This window comes from Chelativorans sp. Marseille-P2723 (genome assembly GCF_902809845.1).
Classification (GTDB): Bacteria; Pseudomonadota; Alphaproteobacteria; order Rhizobiales; family Rhizobiaceae; genus Chelativorans.
Genome location: NZ_CADDWI010000012.1, coordinates 1 through 15,000, shown reverse-complemented (window position 1 = coordinate 15,000; position 15,000 = coordinate 1). Strand labels below are relative to the sequence as shown.

Annotated in this window: 13 protein-coding genes, 1 tRNA gene, 2 rRNA genes and 3 pseudogenes (1 of these 19 only partly in view); 13 read left to right on the top strand and 6 right to left on the bottom strand. The window is 62.4% G+C overall.

The genetic code is table 11. The features are described 5' to 3' along the window. The 4 genes from HUS57_RS10080 to HUS57_RS17955 form a co-directional block, all read left to right on the top strand. A 23S ribosomal RNA gene (locus HUS57_RS10080) occupies positions 1 to 1,690 on the top strand; it begins 1,114 nt to the left of the window's first position. A 147-nt stretch (positions 1,691 to 1,837) separates the two neighbouring features. Continuing rightward, positions 1,838 to 1,952: ribosomal RNA gene (rrf, locus tag HUS57_RS10075) — 5S ribosomal RNA — on the top strand. 104 nt (positions 1,953 to 2,056) lie between these two features. Continuing rightward, positions 2,057 to 2,133: transfer RNA gene (locus tag HUS57_RS10070), tRNA-Met, on the top strand. A gap of 43 nt (positions 2,134 to 2,176) precedes the next feature. Beyond that, the gene (locus HUS57_RS17955; RefSeq protein WP_239025225.1) at positions 2,177 to 2,422 is read left to right on the top strand and encodes a hypothetical protein; all 246 of its coding nucleotides are present in this window, start codon (positions 2,177 to 2,179) and stop codon (positions 2,420 to 2,422) included. 282 nt (positions 2,423 to 2,704) lie between these two features. Here HUS57_RS17955 and HUS57_RS17950 read toward each other — a convergent pair. Beyond that, a pseudogene (locus tag HUS57_RS17950) lies at positions 2,705 to 3,742 on the bottom strand (recombinase family protein); the annotation flags it as partial. A gap of 19 nt (positions 3,743 to 3,761) precedes the next feature. Then, positions 3,762 to 3,986, bottom strand: a complete 225-nt coding sequence (locus HUS57_RS10060; protein WP_173933329.1) for a hypothetical protein — start codon at positions 3,984 to 3,986, stop codon at positions 3,762 to 3,764. 269 nt (positions 3,987 to 4,255) lie between these two features. Between HUS57_RS10060 and HUS57_RS10055 the strand changes: the two genes are divergently transcribed. From HUS57_RS10055 to HUS57_RS10040, 4 genes are all read left to right on the top strand, one after another. Beyond that, positions 4,256 to 4,555 carry a DUF1778 domain-containing protein gene (locus HUS57_RS10055; RefSeq protein WP_039194720.1) on the top strand — a complete coding sequence of 100 codons (300 nt, stop codon included), beginning with the start codon at positions 4,256 to 4,258 and terminating at the stop codon, positions 4,553 to 4,555. A 3-nt stretch (positions 4,556 to 4,558) separates the two neighbouring features. Then, positions 4,559 to 5,068: a GNAT family N-acetyltransferase gene (locus HUS57_RS10050; protein WP_173933327.1), complete on the top strand. Its 510-nt coding sequence runs from the start codon at positions 4,559 to 4,561 to the stop codon at positions 5,066 to 5,068. A 169-nt stretch (positions 5,069 to 5,237) separates the two neighbouring features. Next, positions 5,238 to 5,804 (top strand): hypothetical protein, encoded by a 567-nt coding sequence (locus HUS57_RS10045; protein ID WP_024846161.1) that lies wholly within the window; start codon positions 5,238 to 5,240, stop codon positions 5,802 to 5,804. Continuing rightward, positions 5,801 to 6,874, top strand: a complete 1,074-nt coding sequence (locus tag HUS57_RS10040; protein ID WP_036748701.1) for an XRE family transcriptional regulator — start codon at positions 5,801 to 5,803, stop codon at positions 6,872 to 6,874. Before HUS57_RS10045 ends, HUS57_RS10040 begins: the two co-directional genes overlap by 4 nt. Positions 6,875 to 7,051: 177 nt before the next feature. Here the strand turns inward: HUS57_RS10040 and HUS57_RS10035 are convergent, their stop codons facing one another. The 3 genes from HUS57_RS10035 to HUS57_RS10025 are packed head-to-tail and all read right to left on the bottom strand — an operon-like array spanning position 7,052 to position 8,779. Then, a complete protein-coding gene (locus HUS57_RS10035; RefSeq protein WP_173933325.1) occupies positions 7,052 to 7,414 on the bottom strand; it encodes a hypothetical protein in 363 nt (120 codons plus the stop codon). A gap of 20 nt (positions 7,415 to 7,434) precedes the next feature. Continuing rightward, positions 7,435 to 8,124, bottom strand: coding sequence for an SOS response-associated peptidase (locus HUS57_RS10030; protein WP_173933323.1), 690 nt, complete (start codon positions 8,122 to 8,124; stop codon positions 7,435 to 7,437). A 37-nt stretch (positions 8,125 to 8,161) separates the two neighbouring features. After that, positions 8,162 to 8,779, bottom strand: a complete 618-nt coding sequence (locus HUS57_RS10025; RefSeq protein ID WP_173933311.1) for a hypothetical protein — start codon at positions 8,777 to 8,779, stop codon at positions 8,162 to 8,164. Between HUS57_RS10025 and HUS57_RS10020 the strand changes: the two are divergent. From HUS57_RS10020 to HUS57_RS10010, 3 genes and pseudogenes are all read left to right on the top strand, one after another. Further along, positions 8,703 to 9,029: pseudogene (locus HUS57_RS10020) on the top strand (DUF6504 family protein); the annotation flags it as partial. The gene HUS57_RS10025 and the pseudogene HUS57_RS10020 overlap by 77 nt on opposite strands. After that, a pseudogene (locus tag HUS57_RS10015) lies at positions 9,026 to 11,631 on the top strand (error-prone DNA polymerase); the annotation flags it as partial. The pseudogenes HUS57_RS10020 and HUS57_RS10015, both read left to right, overlap by 4 nt. A 44-nt stretch (positions 11,632 to 11,675) precedes the next feature. Further along, positions 11,676 to 12,443, top strand: coding sequence for an OB-fold nucleic acid binding domain-containing protein (locus HUS57_RS10010; protein WP_173933321.1), 768 nt, complete (start codon positions 11,676 to 11,678; stop codon positions 12,441 to 12,443). Positions 12,444 to 12,507: 64 nt separating this feature from the next. Here HUS57_RS10010 and HUS57_RS10005 read toward each other — a convergent pair whose 3' ends face one another. Next, on the bottom strand, positions 12,508 to 13,482 hold the full coding sequence (locus tag HUS57_RS10005) for a hypothetical protein (protein WP_173933319.1): 975 nt from the start codon (positions 13,480 to 13,482) through the stop codon (positions 12,508 to 12,510). A 221-nt stretch (positions 13,483 to 13,703) separates the two neighbouring features. Between HUS57_RS10005 and HUS57_RS10000 the strand changes: the two genes are divergently transcribed. Next, complete coding sequence (locus tag HUS57_RS10000; protein WP_173933317.1) at positions 13,704 to 14,663, top strand: zincin-like metallopeptidase domain-containing protein; 960 nt, start codon at positions 13,704 to 13,706, stop codon at positions 14,661 to 14,663. Continuing rightward, positions 14,660 to 15,000: DUF2958 domain-containing protein (locus HUS57_RS09995; protein ID WP_173933315.1), on the top strand; the 341-nt coding region annotated here is incomplete at its 3' end. The genes HUS57_RS10000 and HUS57_RS09995, both read left to right, overlap by 4 nt.

Genomic DNA, 15,000 nt, shown 5'->3' with positions numbered 1-15,000 from the left:
CAGCCATCATTTAAAGAAAGCGTAACAGCTCACTGGTCTAAATAAGGGTCTTTGCGCCGAAAATGTAACGGGGCTAAAGCCATACACCGAAGCTGTGGGTGCATCGTAAGATGCGCGGTAGCGGAGCGTTCTGTAAGCCTGTGAAGCCGGACTCGCGAGAGCCGGTGGAGGTATCAGAAGTGAGAATGCTGACATGAGTAACGATAAAGGGGGTGAGAGACCCCCTCGCCGAAAGTCCAAGGGTTCCTGCTTAAAGTTAATCTGAGCAGGGTTAGCCGGCCCCTAAGGCGAGGCCGAAAGGCGTAGTCGATGGGAACCACGTTAACATTCGTGGGCCTGGAAGTAGTGACGGATTGTGGATGTTGTTCTCCCTTATTGGATTGGGAGGGCGGCCAAGCAGTCCCGGGAAATAGCTCTTCCGTATAGACCGTACCCGAAACCGACACAGGTGGACTGGTAGAGAATACCAAGGCGCTTGAGAGAACTCTGCTGAAGGAACTCGGCAAATTACACGCGTAACTTCGGGATAAGCGTGACCTCTCGGTGGGCAACCATCGGGGGGTGGCACAGACCAGGGGGTGGCGACTGTTTATCAAAAACATAGGGCTCTGCGAAGTCGCAAGACGACGTATAGGGTCTGACGCCTGCCCGGTGCCGGAAGGTTAAGAGGAGGGGTGCAAGCTCTGAATCGAAGCCCCGGTAAACGGCGGCCGTAACTATAACGGTCCTAAGGTAGCGAAATTCCTTGTCGGGTAAGTTCCGACCTGCACGAATGGCGTAACGACCTCCCCGCTGTCTCCAGCAGAGACTCAGTGAAATTGAATTCCCCGTGAAGATGCGGGGTTCCTGCGGTTAGACGGAAAGACCCCGTGCACCTTTACTATAGCTTTACACTGGCATTCGTGGCGACATGTGTAGGATAGGTGGTAGGCTTTGAAGCCAGGGCGCCAGCCTTGGTGGAGCCATCCTTGAAATACCACCCTTGTTGTCATGGATGTCTAACTGCGGCCCGTTATCCGGGTCCAGGACCGTGTATGGTGGGTAGTTTGACTGGGGCGGTCGCCTCCTAAAGAGTAACGGAGGCGCGCGATGGTGGGCTCAGAACGGTCGGAAATCGTTCGCTGAGTGCAATGGCATAAGCCTGCCTGACTGCGAGACAGACAAGTCGAGCAGAGACGAAAGTCGGTCATAGTGATCCGGTGGTCCCGCGTGGAAGGGCCATCGCTCAACGGATAAAAGGTACGCCGGGGATAACAGGCTGATGACCCCCAAGAGTCCATATCGACGGGGTTGTTTGGCACCTCGATGTCGACTCATCGCATCCTGGGGCTGGAGCAGGTCCCAAGGGTATGGCTGTTCGCCATTTAAAGCGGTACGTGAGTTGGGTTCAGAACGTCGTGAGACAGTTCGGTCCCTATCTGCCGTGGGTGTAGGAATATTGACAGGATCTGTCCCTAGTACGAGAGGACCGGGATGGACGTACCTCTGGTGGACCTGTTGTGGCGCCAGCCGCATTGCAGGGTAGCTATGTACGGAAGGGATAACCGCTGAAGGCATCTAAGCGGGAAACCCACCTGGAAACGAGTGTTCCCTTGAGAGCCGTGGAAGACGACCACGTTGATAGGCCGGGTGTGGAAGCGCAGCAATGCGTGAAGCTTACCGGTACTAATAGCTCGATTGGCTTGATCATTCTCATTGCTTGTGCCCATTTCTCATATGCAAGACTGCCGCGCGATAGCGGTGGTGCGGGAGGAATTGGATTGGATGAACCGCATCCTAAAAGGATGTGGTAATAAGTGAAGCCAGCTTCTCGATTGGAAATCATGCGTTTTGCCGACCTGGTGGCTATGGCGGGGTGGCTGCACCCGTTCCCATTCCGAACACGGCCGTGAAACGCCCCAGCGCCGATGGTACTTCGTCTTAAGACGCGGGAGAGTAGGTCGCTGCCAGGTCTGCCAAACGCATGATTCGTCTCTTCACAATATGCGCACAAGCGCCAGCTTACCATGTGCCAGAGATGGCGGATAGAAGCATGCGGGTTCGTCCGCATTGGTGACGCGGGGTGGAGCAGCCCGGTAGCTCGTCAGGCTCATAACCTGAAGGTCGTAGGTTCAAATCCTACCCCCGCAACCATCTTTACTTGCGACCCCGTAGCGCCCGCTGCGGGGTTTTTGCTTTGCGTGGAAATCGTAAGGATTCCAGCGAGATCGCCCTGAACGTCGATCTCCACCTTGCCGTCGACCGGCGTCAGCACGATCTGATCCACGAGCGAGCGCAGCGTGTCTGCGGCCTCGATCCGCTTCCCCTCGTCGTCGTCCTGCAGGGCGTCGTAAAGCTGTTGGACCCGCTTGCGGTATTGCAGTGCCATGCTTGGGTGCAGCAGCGGTGGCGGCTCGTCGGCTTCGGCCAGGAACAGTTCTAGTTCCTTCTTACGCTTCTCCAGCGTCACCATCTTCGCGTTGAGCGCGTCAGCGGCGCCACCCTTCAGAATCAGATTGAGTAGGGTCTCGAGTTCCCGATCGATCCTCGCAATCTTCGCCTCGGCCGACGCGATCTCGGCGCGGCCTTCCATGCGCAGGCGGTTCATCTCCTGCGTGAAGACTTCGCAGAAATGCGCGAAGAGTTCGGGATCGACGAGTTTGGTGCGCAGCGCGTTCAGGACACGCGCTTCCAGCTCGTCGCGGCGGATGTTGACCCGGTTGTCGCAGGTCCCCTTGTTGCGGGCCGTCGCACATCCGATCAGTGTCGCCGAGATCGCGGAATAGCCGCCACCACAGCAGGAACATTTGGTCAGTCCCGAGAAGAGGTATTTGGGGCGGCGGCGGGTATTGATCCGGGAGAGATCGGCCTCGCCGTTTTCCTTCCGGGCGATCTTGTTCTTTTCCTGCCGCGCCTTCACGGCGTTCCAGAGATCGTCATCGAGGATGCGCAGCTCCGGCGTTTCCTGGATGACCCATTCCTCTTCCGGGTTGGGGCGGGCCTGCCGCTTGCCGGTCTCCGGATCCTTGACGAAGCGCTGGCGGTTCCAGACGATCTTGCCGACATACATCTCGTTGTTGAGGATGCCGTTGCCGCGCTTCGGATTGCCGTTGATCGTGCTGAACCCCCAGTCGCCGCCTGACGGAGCGGGAATGCCTTCCTTGTTCAGGGCGAAGGCGATGGTCTTGGCCGATTTGCCGGCGGCATAGTCGCGGAAGATGCGGCGCACGACTTCGGCCTGGAATTCGTTGATGGTGCGATCGCCGCGGATCGGTTCGCCGTTCGCATCGAGCTTTTTGACCACATCGTAGCCATAGGCGTTTCCGCCGCCCGATTTGCCTGCCTCGACCCGGCCGCGTTGTCCGCGGCGGGTCTTGTCGGCCAGATCCTTCAGGAACAGCGCATTCATCGTGCCCTTGAGCCCGACATGCAGGTGCGTCACCTCGCCTTCCGACAGGGTGAACATCTTCACGTCCGCATAGGACATGCGCTTGAAGATGCCCGCGATGTCTTCCTGGTCGCGCGAGAGGCGGTCCATCGCCTCGGCGAGGATCAGGGCAAAGCGGCCACCCATAGCGTCGGCCATGAGCGCCTGGATGCCCGGGCGGATCAGCGACGCGCCGGAGATCGCGTGGTCGGAATACTCCTCGACGATATGCCAACCCTGCTTCTCTGCATGGAGGCGGCACATGCGGAACTGGTCGGCGATGGAAGCGTCGCGTTGATTGTCGGAAGAATAGCGGGCGTAGATCGCGACTTTCAAAACTTGGCTCCCATCCGTATCAGGAGGAGCGCTTCCTCCTTTGCCGTGACATCTTCACTTCCTCTGCATAGCACTCCTGCGCCGCCTGCCTCGCCAGGATGCCGACCAGACGCAGAAGGCGTGGGTCGGGATTGCCGCGTGGCGTAAACGTCAGCTCCGGCTCGTCCAGCAGCAAGGATTCGAGCAGCGCTTCGCGCTCTCCTCCTGTCTTCTTTGCCGGATTTCCTGGGGCTCGCAAGGTCATAACTTGCAGCATTCGCCGCGAGGGAAGCATAAGCAACGGAAATTGAAGGCGAATATTCGGCGGCAATTGGCGCGGGTGAGCGTGCTATCGCGTAGCCCAGCGTGTCCTGGCGAGCCATGGCGTAGCAAAATAACCTATCGGAATCTCTCGCTGGCCCGGTCATCATTGGCCTCGTCGCCTCTCCTCATGAGGTCATTGACTGTTGGGGCAACCTTATCGTATTGTAATTCGCGATACAAGTCGCGATATGCCGACCAAGGAGATTCGCCATGGCCACGACCGCCGAACGCAAGGAGTACCCGATCTCGATGCGCCTGCCCGAGGCGGATGTCGCAATGATTGATCGCGCAGCCAGCCTGCGCGGCCGCTCGCGCACCGATTTCGTGCGCGACGCCGCCGTGCGCGCGGCCGAGGAAGTCGTCATGGAGCAGGGGCTGATCCGGATGAGCCCGGAAGGCTTTGCCGAGTTCATGGATGTGCTGGCGCGTCCGGCCGCTCCGGTTCCGGAGATGGTGGAAGTCCTGAAGCGGCCCGCGCCATGGGAGCCCGGCTACGTGGCGAAGCGGTAAGCCTTGCTGCTTTCGGGTCCTGAACCGCTCTCCGCCGAACACGATGTGTCCGAGTTCGCCTGTGGCAAGCCTACGCTTGACCACTGGCTGAAGACGCGCGCCCTCTCCAATCAACAGAAGGGCTTCACCGCCGTTCTCGTCGTGCATGAGGCTGGGCGCGTGGTCGGCTTCTACGGCCTCGCGCCCACCGGTGTGGTGCCTTCGGTTTTGCCGCGTTCGATTCGGACAGGCCAGCCGCCCAACCCGGTCCCCTGTATGCTGCTCGGCCAGCTCGCAACCGACACAGCATGGGCAGGGTTGGGCATTGGCACCGGCCTTGTGAAGCACGCCCTCCAGCGCTGTGTTCAGGCCGCGTCGCTGATCGGTGGGCGGGTCTTGATGGTCAACGCCGTCGACGGGGAGGCGGCCGAGTTCTGGAGGCGGCGCGGCTTTGAGCCGTCCAGGGATGATCCCCTGGTCCTGCTTCGCTCGATCAGCGACATCGCGGCCTCGCTCGGTGAGGGCGGTAGATGATTGTGCCTCCGTTTGCCCTGTCTCATCAGTTTCCGAGTTAGGCCGAACTGCCTGGTCGCCCCCTCCTGAATGGTCACGTGAATAATTTGATCTTGATTTCGTAAAATCCCCTCGGTATTCTAAACGAAAATAGCGAGGCTCGAGCTTGTCAATTCCCAGCCAAACCACAGTGCGTCCTATACTGGACGAAATCCGCGACCACATCGTCTCAGCCGTCCTTCACGCATGGGACGATTGGCTGGCAAGCGGCTTCGTTGGCATATGGCGATGCAAACGCAGTCGCGCCAACTTCGTCTGGGAACAGATAATCGACCGGGCTCAAACCACGTTGATGGGCCACGATGCTGTCCACGTGATCGATGGCAATGAGACGATGAAGTTCCTCGTTCGGAACGAGGTCCTGTTTCGGTTCAAGAAAGCCGACGCGACGGGCCGCACCTCGAATGTTGCTACGCAGCTTGCGCTCGCTTTCCATGATCATGAACAGGACCTCTTCGGTCTGCCGGAAGTGCAGCGTGTCGAGGTCGTCTACAAGCTGAACAGGCTCGAAACGCAGGTCGAAGACGTATGCGTCGTTGCTCGCAATGGTGATTCGGTCGCCTGGGAATACAGCCTGCTGGATGCGAGCGAAGCGGTGGTGCCGTTGCCGATGTCCGAGCCGCAACCCGAGCGGCCCGCCGCGAAGATCGTTAAACTCAAGGGCGCTTCGGACGACCGCAAGAAGCGGCAAGAATGATGTCAGCCGAATTCAATCAGGATCTGCTGCGAATAGCGCGGCAGGCGCGAGGATGGAGTCAAACCGAACTGTCCAAGCGCTCGGGGGTCTCTCAGGCCAATCTATCAAAGCTCGAGAACGGACTGATCGGTCCGACCGATGACGTGCTGACCAACGTCAGTGCAGCTCTGCGCTTCCCTATAGATTTCTTCTTTCAGAACGACAGGGTTATCGGTTTGCCGATGAGCGTCCAATACAGGAAACGCGCGAGCGTCGGACAGAAAGCAATCGAGCGTCTTGAAGCCGAACTGAACATCAGGATTTTGCACATTCGCCGGCTACTCGATGCTGCCGAACTTGAACCTGAGCTTTCGCTTCCCCGCCTCGATGTTGACGAATACGGCGGCGACCCGGAACGAATTGCCGATCTAATAAGGCGAACGTGGCTCGTACCATCTGGACCGATCCGCGATCTGGTGGCGTGGGTGGAGCGAGCAGGATGCATCGTCGTCCATTGTGACTTTGCCGCCCTCAAGGTGGATGGTTTTACCGTTCAGATACCAGACATGCCGCCATGCATTTTCCTGAACCGGAATATGCCTGCGGATCGCCAGCGGTTCAGTTTGGCACACGAACTCGGCCATGTTGTGATGCATCAGGTCCCATCTCCGCAAATGGAGAACGAGGCCAACGATTTTGCGTCAGCGCTGCTTATGCCCGCGCGCGATATTCGCCCCCACCTCTCTGGTCGACGTCTCTCGATACAGCAACTCGCTGCGCTGAAACCGGTTTGGCGCGTGTCCATGGCAGCACTGCTCTACCGGGCAAATGCAATTGGAGCCATTACCGAGAACCAGAGCCAGTACCTGTGGCGGCAGATGAGCGCGATGGGTTATCGCCGCGCCGAGCCGCCTGAACTCGACCTCAGGGTTGAGATGCCGACGGTATTGCCGGAGATCGTGCGACTACATCTCGAAGATCTTGGATATGGTTTATCCGACCTCGCCGAGGCGCTTCGTTCGAGTGAAGAAGATGTGCGGGCATTGCATCCGCTACCATCAAGCTCTCCACACCTTCGCCTTGTGAAATAACGCCCGCCGAGAACTTCTGGATACGATTTTCGCCAGCTCTCACCTCACGACCTAGAGGTTCTGACCCGTGATCTCCGGCTGGCGCGTTGGCTGATTAGTGGCGAACACTTCCTCCAAGGGCGAGATCTGAACCGGCTACCCCACCCACCGGGCCGCCGACGTCCCGCTGATGATTGGCTACGCATGCCGCCCCGCAAGCCGCTCGTCGAGGACCGGCTCGTCCCAGTTGCGCGCAACACCGAGCCACTTGTCGATCATCGCCTGAAACTGCGGCTCTGCGAAGCAGGTCTGGAACGTGTAGAGCCGATTGACCACCTGGCGCATCAGGTCGCGCATCTCGACGTCGTCGAACCGCGACACGGTTACCCAGGGGATGCGATTGCCGTCCGCATCGATGACGAAGACATCGGAATAGTCACCGGTCTTCGTGACCGGGACCGGCCCCGCATGCAGGTCCTCCAGCATGCTGTTGCGGACGCAGATCATCGCCATCGCCTTGGCGAGCGTCGCCGCTAACTGTTCATCTTCCTTCCGGCCCATTTCCGTCCTCCGGATCATTGTCAGATGCCCGGCAACATGCCATCGGCGGCTGCGCTCGCTGGCGTCTCCGCGATCACCAGCCGCTCGTCGGGCAGCGGCCGTTGCAGGCCCTTCGCTTCCTTCCAGTCGGCGGTCAGCCAGGTCTCGACTTCGTCGCGGCTCGTCAGGATGACGGGCATGGCCTTCGGATGGATCGGTTTCACCACGCCATTGGCCTCGGTCGTCAGGAAGGCGAACAGCTGATGATCGCCCGGGCGCGGGGTGCGGTTCGATCCGCGGGTTCCACGCCATGGCGTCCAGATTCCCGCGAAGAAGAACAGGGGCTGGGTCTCATCAAGGGCGAACCAGTGCAGCGGTTTGCGCTTCGTGACCGGATCGGGCTTTTGCCCATATTCAGAAAAGGCGGTGGCCGGGACCACGCAGCGATGCTCAACCCCGAGCCATTTGCGCCAATGGGGGCTGCCCGTGTTGCGGATATTGGTGACGCCGGTGTCCGGCGCGTCGCGGGACTTCAGATATTCGATGGGTGTCGGCATGCCCCAGGTCAGCGAAGCCAGTTCCCGTCCGCCATCGGTGTTGCGCACCACCGGAGCCGGCCGGTCGGGATAGACGTCGATCGAAGGTTCGAGATTGCCGATGCTGTCATGGGTGGCGGCCACGAAATCCCGGATCGCCTGCTGATTGGTCGTAATGCGATACAGGTTGCACATCGCCCCGCCGCTCTCCTTCCGAATACTTTACGCCACCTTAGGCTATCGCGCCCCGTCGATCACTTCCGGGATGGCCGAGATTGACTCTCGGCCCGCAAGAGAACAAATAAAGAACATAGCAACGGAATCGACCAGTGCAAAGCCCCGGAGACGCCATCCTCATATGCCCAACCGTGCAGACAGCCCAGCCATTGCCGACCTTCGGGCGCGCATCGCGCGGCTCGAAGGCGATGGTGCGCGTCCGCACGAGGTCCTTCCCTTCGGGATCGCGCCGCTGGATCGCAAGCTGCCCGGTGGCGGGCTGGCGCTCGGATGCCTCCATGAAGTCGCCGGAGGCGGTAACGGGGCGGTGGATGGCGCGGCGGCGGCCTGTTTCACGGCCGGGATCGCCGCCCGCACCACCGGCCAGGTGCTCTGGTGCGTGGCGCTCCAGGATCTCTTCGCGCCGGGGCTGGAGAAGGCCGGATTGCCGCCCGGCCGGGTGATCTTCGTCGAGGCCGGAGACGACAAGGCTGTCCTCGCCTGCATGGAGGAAGGGCTGCGGCATGGCGGGCTGGGGGCGGTCGTGGGCGACGTCGGATACGGGCGCGGGCTGGCCCGACCATTGGCCGCGCCCGTCGCGGCTCCTCGCCCGGCCGGAGCCGATCGAGACCATGGCGTTGCTGCCGGACCATCCCCCGAACTGGTTCTCCTGGAAGGGCGTGCGCCGCCGTGTCCGCCGGGCCGACGGCCCCGAGCGCATCTTCGGGGAATGGTGGAAACGCGATGCCGAGCGACAAGCGGTGCGGGACTATTTCCGGGTCGAGGACGATGCCGGCGAACGCTTCTGGATCTTCCGCTCCGGCGATGGCGAGGATGCCACCACCGGCTCGCATCGCTGGTTCCTGCACGGGATTTTCGGATGAGCGCGCCCGCTTACGCCGAATTGCAGGCGACGTCGCATTTCTCCTTCCTGCGCGGCGCGTCCTCGGCCGAGGAGCTCTTCGCCACTGCGGCCGCAATGGGGATCGAGGCGCTCGCCGTGACCGATCGCAACACGCTGGCCGGCATCGTGCGCGCCCATGAGGCGGCGAAGGAGGCGGGGGTGCGGCTGATCGTCGGCTGCCGCCTCGATCTTGCCTGCGGCATGTCGGTGCTGGTCTATCCGACCGACCGGGCGGCCTATTCACGGCTTTGCCGGTTGCTGTCGCTGGGCAAGGGGAGGGCGGGCAAGGCGCGCTGTCATCTCGAATGGGACGATCTGGTCGCCTATGGCGAGGGGTTGATCGTGGTCCTGGCGCCGGACCTCGCCGACGAGACCTGCGGTCTGCGGCTGCGGCGCCTGCGCGATGCCTTTGGCGATCGCGCCTATCTCGGCCTGACGCTGCGCCGGCGGCCCAATGACCAGATGCGCCTCTGGGAGCTGTCGACGCTCGCTGCGGGCCTAGGTGTGCCCACCGTCGTGACCAATGACGTGCTCTTCCATGAGCCCGGACGCCGCATCCTGCAGGATGTCGTCACCGCGATCCGGCACAATCTCACCGTCGATGCGCTCGGCACCCGGCGCGATCGCCATGCCGACCGCTATCTGAAGCCGCCTGCCGAAATGCACCGGCTCTTCGCGCGCTGGCCCGGGGCTTTGGCCCGGACGCGTGAGATCGCGGATCGCTGCCGCTTCTCGCTCGACGAGCTGCGCTATCAATATCCCGAAGAGCGCGACGATCCGGCGCTGACCCCGCAGGAGACCCTGGAGCGGCTGACCTGGGAGGGCGCGGCGAGCCGCTATCCCGAGGGTGTCCCCGACGAGGTGACAGCGGCGCTGAAGCATGAGCTGGCCCTGATCGGCAAGCTCGACTACGCGCCCTACTTCCTGACGGTGAACAGCATTGTCCGCTTCGCCCGGTCGCGCGGCATCCTCTGCCAGGGGCGCGGATCGGCGGCGAACTCCGCCGTCTGCTATGTGCTCGGCATCACCGCGATCGATCCCGGCCGCAACGATCTCCTGTTCGAGCGCTTCGTCTCCGAGGAGCGCCGGGAGCCGCCCGACATCGATGTGGATTTCGAGCATGAGCGGCGCGAGGAAGTGATCCAGTGGGTCTATGAGCATTACGGCCGCGAGCGCGCCGCGCTGACCGCGACCGTCATCCGTTATCGCTCCAAGGGCGCCCTGCGGGACGTGGGCAAGGCCCTGGGGCTTCCCGAAGACCTGATCCAGACGCTGTCCGGCCAGCTCTGGGGCTGGTCCGAGGCCGGTGTGACTGAGCAGCAGCTCCGCGATCTCAACCTCAACCCGGAGGATCGCCGATTGCGTCTGACGCTCGAACTGGCCGCCCAGCTTTGCGGGGCGCCCCGGCATCTGTCGCAGCATCCGGGTGGTTTCGTCCTGACCCATGACCGGCTCGACGATCTCGTGCCCTTCGAGCCCGCGGCGATGGAGGGGCGCCAGATCATCGAATGGGACAAGGACGATATCGACGCGCTGCGTTTCATGAAGGTCGATGTCCTGGCGCTCGGCATGCTGAGCTGCATGCGCCGGGGGCTCGATCTTCTGGCCGAGCACAAGGATATCCGCCTCGATCTGGCGTCGATCCCGGCCGAGGATCCGCGCACCTATGCGATGATCCGCAAGGCCGACACACTCGGCACCTTCCAGATCGAGAGCCGGGCGCAGATGTCCATGCTGCCGCGCCTGAAGCCCCGGACCTATTACGACCTGGTGGTGCAGGTCGCGATCGTGCGGCCGGGGCCGATCCAGGGCGATATGGTTCATCCCTATCTGCGCCGGCGCGAGGGTCTGGAAGAGGTCGACTATCCCCGGCCCGAGCTGGAGAAGGTGCTGGGCAAGACGCTCGGCGTGCCGCTGTTCCAGGAACAGGCGATGCGCGTTGCCATCGAATGCGCGGGCTTTACCGCTGGCGAGGCCGATCTCCTGCGCAAGAGCATGGCGACCTTCAAGCATACCGGCGGGGTCTCGAAGTTCCGCGACCGGCTGATCTCGGGGATGATCGAGCGTGGCTACGAGCAGGACTTCGCGGAGCGGACCTTCCAGCAGCTCGAAGGCTTCGGCTCCTATGGTTTTCCGGAAAGCCATGCGGCGAGCTTTGCGCTGATCGCCTATGCCTCGGCCTGGCTCAAATGCTGGCACCCGGATGTCTTCTGCGCTGCGCTCCTCAACGCCCAGCCCATGGGCTTTTATGCGCCGGCCCAGATTGTGCGCGACGCGCGCGAGCATGAAGTGGAGGTCCGCCCGGTCTGCATCAATGCCTCCCGCTGGGACTGCACGCTGGAGCCGACCGGAGACGAAAGCCGATTCGCCGTCCGCCTCGGGCTGCGGATGGTCAAGGGTCTCGCCAATGCCCATGCCGCCGCCATCGTCGCGGCCCAGGGCGATGAGATGTTCACCTCGGTCGACGATCTCTGGCGGCGGGCGGGTGTACCCGTGGCGGCGCTCGATCAGATCGCGGCGGCCGACGGATTCCGCCCGGCGTTCGGTCTGGCCCGGCGCGAGGCGCAATGGGCCATCAAGGGNGACCGGAGACGAAAGCCGATTCGCCGTCCGCCTCGGGCTGCGGATGGTCAAGGGTCTCGCCAATGCCCATGCCGCCGCCATCGTCGCGGCCCAGGGCGATGAGATGTTCACCTCGGTCGACGATCTCTGGCGGCGGGCGGGTGTACCCGTGGCGGCGCTCGATCAGATCGCGGCGGCCGACGGATTCCGCCCGGCGTTCGGTCTGGCCCGGCGCGAGGCGCAATGGGCCATCAAGGGGCTGCGCGACGAGGAACTGCCGCTCTTCGCCGCCGCCTCGGAGCGCGAGGGACGGACCGTTCCGGAACTCGACGAGCCGGCGATCGCGCTGAGAGCGATGCCTGCTGGCCGCGAGGTGGTCGAGGATTATGGGCATATCGGCCTGTCGCTGCGTCGCCATCCGGTCTCCTTCCTGCGCGAGGACCTGGCGAGGCGCCGGATCGTCACCTGCGCCGAGGCGATGGCGGCCCGTGATCAGCGCTGGCTGGAGGCTGCCGGGATCGTGCTGGTGCGCCAACGCCCCGGTTCGGCCAATGGCGTCATGTTCATCACGCTCGAGGACGAGACCGGCATCGCCAATCTCGTCGTCTGGCAGAAGATTTTCGAGCGCTATCGCCGGGTCATTCTCTCATCGAGCATGATCGCCGTGCGGGGCCGCGTTCAGCGCGAGGGCGAGGTCGTGCATCTCGTCGCCCATCGGATCGTCGATCTGTCGCGGGATCTGGCGACTGTCGGGCAGCGCGAGGTGGCGACGGACGGGCAGCAGGGGCCGGGGGCCGGCGGTATCAGGGTGAAGGCGCGGGATTTTCGGTAAAGCTGGTGGCTTTGACAGAAGGCGGTATCGGTTCGAACCAACGAATCGGCCTGCCTCTCGGGGGTCACAAATCTTCTGGCCGGATCGACCATTCTGCGATTTCTCTATCGATCAATCGCCATTGCTCTAAAAGGTCGGCAAGGTCGGCGCTGTCTACGACCGCATGATCGAGGCCCTCGAATTGGTCACCGAGATATGTGGCGAGGCCCGCACCGCCTTCGTTGGCGAACCACACTCCGACCAGATCCGCGATTTCCTTCAACTGCCTGAGAGTCTTTTCGGCATCGCGAATGTCGAAATCACCAAGCTCCCTGTCCTGCCGACTTTGCTTGTTCCCGGCATGAGCAACATGCGAGTTAACGTGCTCGGCAATTCGATCAAGGCTGGCGAGCCGAGTTTCGATCTTCTCCAATACCGTGGCTGAGATCAGATCGCTCGGGTTACGCCCTGATGGAGACACGCCGCTCAAAACATCGAAATGCCGATGCGCGGCCTGACTTTTCATGAGCTCTGGATCACCCCACACCGGACGCCCCTTCGCGGCGACGAGGTGGTCATGTTGTTCTTGATGCAGGCGATCGAGATCGTATTGCGCGTCAAGCACTTTCTCGACGTAGATTCTCCTGGTCAACCAGTTTTGGCTCGCTTTCACGTCGTTGACGACAGATCGGATCGAGTAAACTCCCTTGGGGCCATTGATCGGGGCCTTATCGAGAAGTCGGCGAGTGCCGAGAAGCAGGCTTGACCAGTATCCCTCGGAAACGAGATTGAACATCATCTGGTTAAGCGGGGGTCTCGAGCCTCTCTTCTCATTTGCAAGACGGACGATCCGAACCGTCGTGCGAAAGGCGGCGTAGTTCCAGAGCAGATCCTGAATGGTTCTGTGGATGCCCGTTGTCTCGTCGCGAAAAGCATCCCGCCACGTGGCGATGTGCTGGTCATGCTGCGTCATTAGTTTTCCAAGCCTGAGCGCCAAACTCACCTCATCATACCGGCAGACGCCAACACCGGCGACGGCTATTCGCTTCTGATTCTTCATTCGCGCGGGCTCTTTTTATTGTTCCCGCGAATAAACGCGCATCTTGCAGTGGGCCTGAAGGGGGAAGGCCTTCCCCCTGGCCGGCACTATCGTTGCCGGCGCACCCCCTTCAGCGGGGAGACCCCGCAACGCCCCCTGAGAGGGAGAGTGCGGACGGGTTTTCCGTGACGGGTTGAGTGCTGGAGGAGTGGCCTCCGGCGCCCGTCGCGGAGATCATCCCGATGGCCAGACAGGACCGCGCTCGCCCAGGCGGCGCCCGCAGCAATCTCTATGACGACATCACCGACAAGATCATCGCCGAGCTGGAGGAAGGGCGGCTGCCCTGGGTCCAGCCCTGGGGGACGGCGGCGGCGAAGGCGCCGCTCGCCATGCCGAGGAATGCCGCGACCGCGCGGCAATATTCCGGGATCAATGTCCTGATCCTCTGGGGCGCCGTGGTCCAGCACGGCTATCCGACCCAGCATTGGCTCACCTTCCGGCAAGCTCTCTCGCTCGGCGGCAATGTCCGCAAGGGCGAGCGCGGCACCACCGTCGTCTATGCCGACCGTTTCACGCCGGAGGACGAGAAGCGCCGCGCTCGGGAGGCGGGAGAAGAAGCAGGCAGCATTCCGTTCCTGAAGCGTTTCACCGTGTTCAACGCGGCGCAATGCGAAGGCTTGCCCGAGGACATCGCTGTCGAGGCACCACCACCACCGCCAGGCATGATCGAGCCGAGGGTCGAGGCGCTGATCTGTGCCACTGGTATCGATTTCCGCATCGGCGGGGATCGCGCCTTCTATGTTCCGGCGCTCGACTATGTCCAGGTGCCGCCACCGGCCGCCTATTTCGAACCGATCAACTGGCACAGGACGGCGCTCCACGAGATGGGTCACGCCACAGGCCATGCCTCGCGCCTGGGGCGGGATTTTTCGGGCAGCTTCGGCACGAAGAAATACGCCTTCGAGGAGCTGGTGGCTGAGATGAACGCGGCCTTCTGCTGCGCCTCGCTCGGCATCGTGCCGACCGTGCGCCATGCCGACTACATCGGCTCCTGGCTGGAGGTGCTGCGCGAGGATAACCGCGCCATTGTCCGCGCGGCCTCACAGGCCAGTAAGGCGGCCGACTGGCTGCTGGCGCATCTGCCCGACGAGGACGGCGCTGAAACGGTTGCGGCCTCGACCGAGCGGACGGTGGCGGCATGATCCTCCTGACCCGTACACAGCGCGCGCAGCTCCTCGCCAATGGTCGGCATCGCGGTGCCGATCACGTCCCCGTCGTGAAATTCTTCAATCCGTTTGGCGAGGGCGTCTGGCTCGCGACCGAGCTGGATGAGGACGGCGACGTTATGTTCGGCCTGGCCGATATCGGCTGTCCCGAACTCGGAAGCTGGAGCTTCAGCGAGCTCGAATCGATCCGGCTGCCGTTCGGTATGGGCATCGAGCGCGACCTGCTCTTCACCGGTGATTTCCCGATCTCGGTCTGGGCCGAGGCCGCCCGGGCCGCCGGCGGCATCCGCGCTGTCCCTTATACCCATCTAGG

What these genes read in the sequence shown, in the direction of transcription:
- HUS57_RS10060 (WP_173933329.1), bottom strand. Translation starts at nt 3,986, where the DNA reads ATGACCTTGCGAGCCCCAGGAAATCCGGCAAAGAAGACAGGAGGAGAG.
- HUS57_RS10055 (WP_039194720.1), top strand. Translation starts at nt 4,256, where the DNA reads ATGGCCACGACCGCCGAACGCAAGGAGTACCCGATCTCGATGCGCCTG.
- HUS57_RS10040 (WP_036748701.1), top strand. Translation starts at nt 5,801, where the DNA reads ATGATGTCAGCCGAATTCAATCAGGATCTGCTGCGAATAGCGCGGCAG.
- HUS57_RS10035 (WP_173933325.1), bottom strand. Translation starts at nt 7,414, where the DNA reads ATGGGCCGGAAGGAAGATGAACAGTTAGCGGCGACGCTCGCCAAGGCG.
- HUS57_RS10030 (WP_173933323.1), bottom strand. Translation starts at nt 8,124, where the DNA reads ATGTGCAACCTGTATCGCATTACGACCAATCAGCAGGCGATCCGGGAT.
- HUS57_RS10025 (WP_173933311.1), bottom strand. Translation starts at nt 8,779, where the DNA reads ATGGTCTCGATCGGCTCCGGCCGGGCGAGGAGCCGCGACGGGCGCGGC.
- HUS57_RS10010 (WP_173933321.1), top strand. Translation starts at nt 11,676, where the DNA reads ATGGTCAAGGGTCTCGCCAATGCCCATGCCGCCGCCATCGTCGCGGCC.
- HUS57_RS10005 (WP_173933319.1), bottom strand. Translation starts at nt 13,482, where the DNA reads ATGAAGAATCAGAAGCGAATAGCCGTCGCCGGTGTTGGCGTCTGCCGG.
- HUS57_RS10000 (WP_173933317.1), top strand. Translation starts at nt 13,704, where the DNA reads ATGGCCAGACAGGACCGCGCTCGCCCAGGCGGCGCCCGCAGCAATCTC.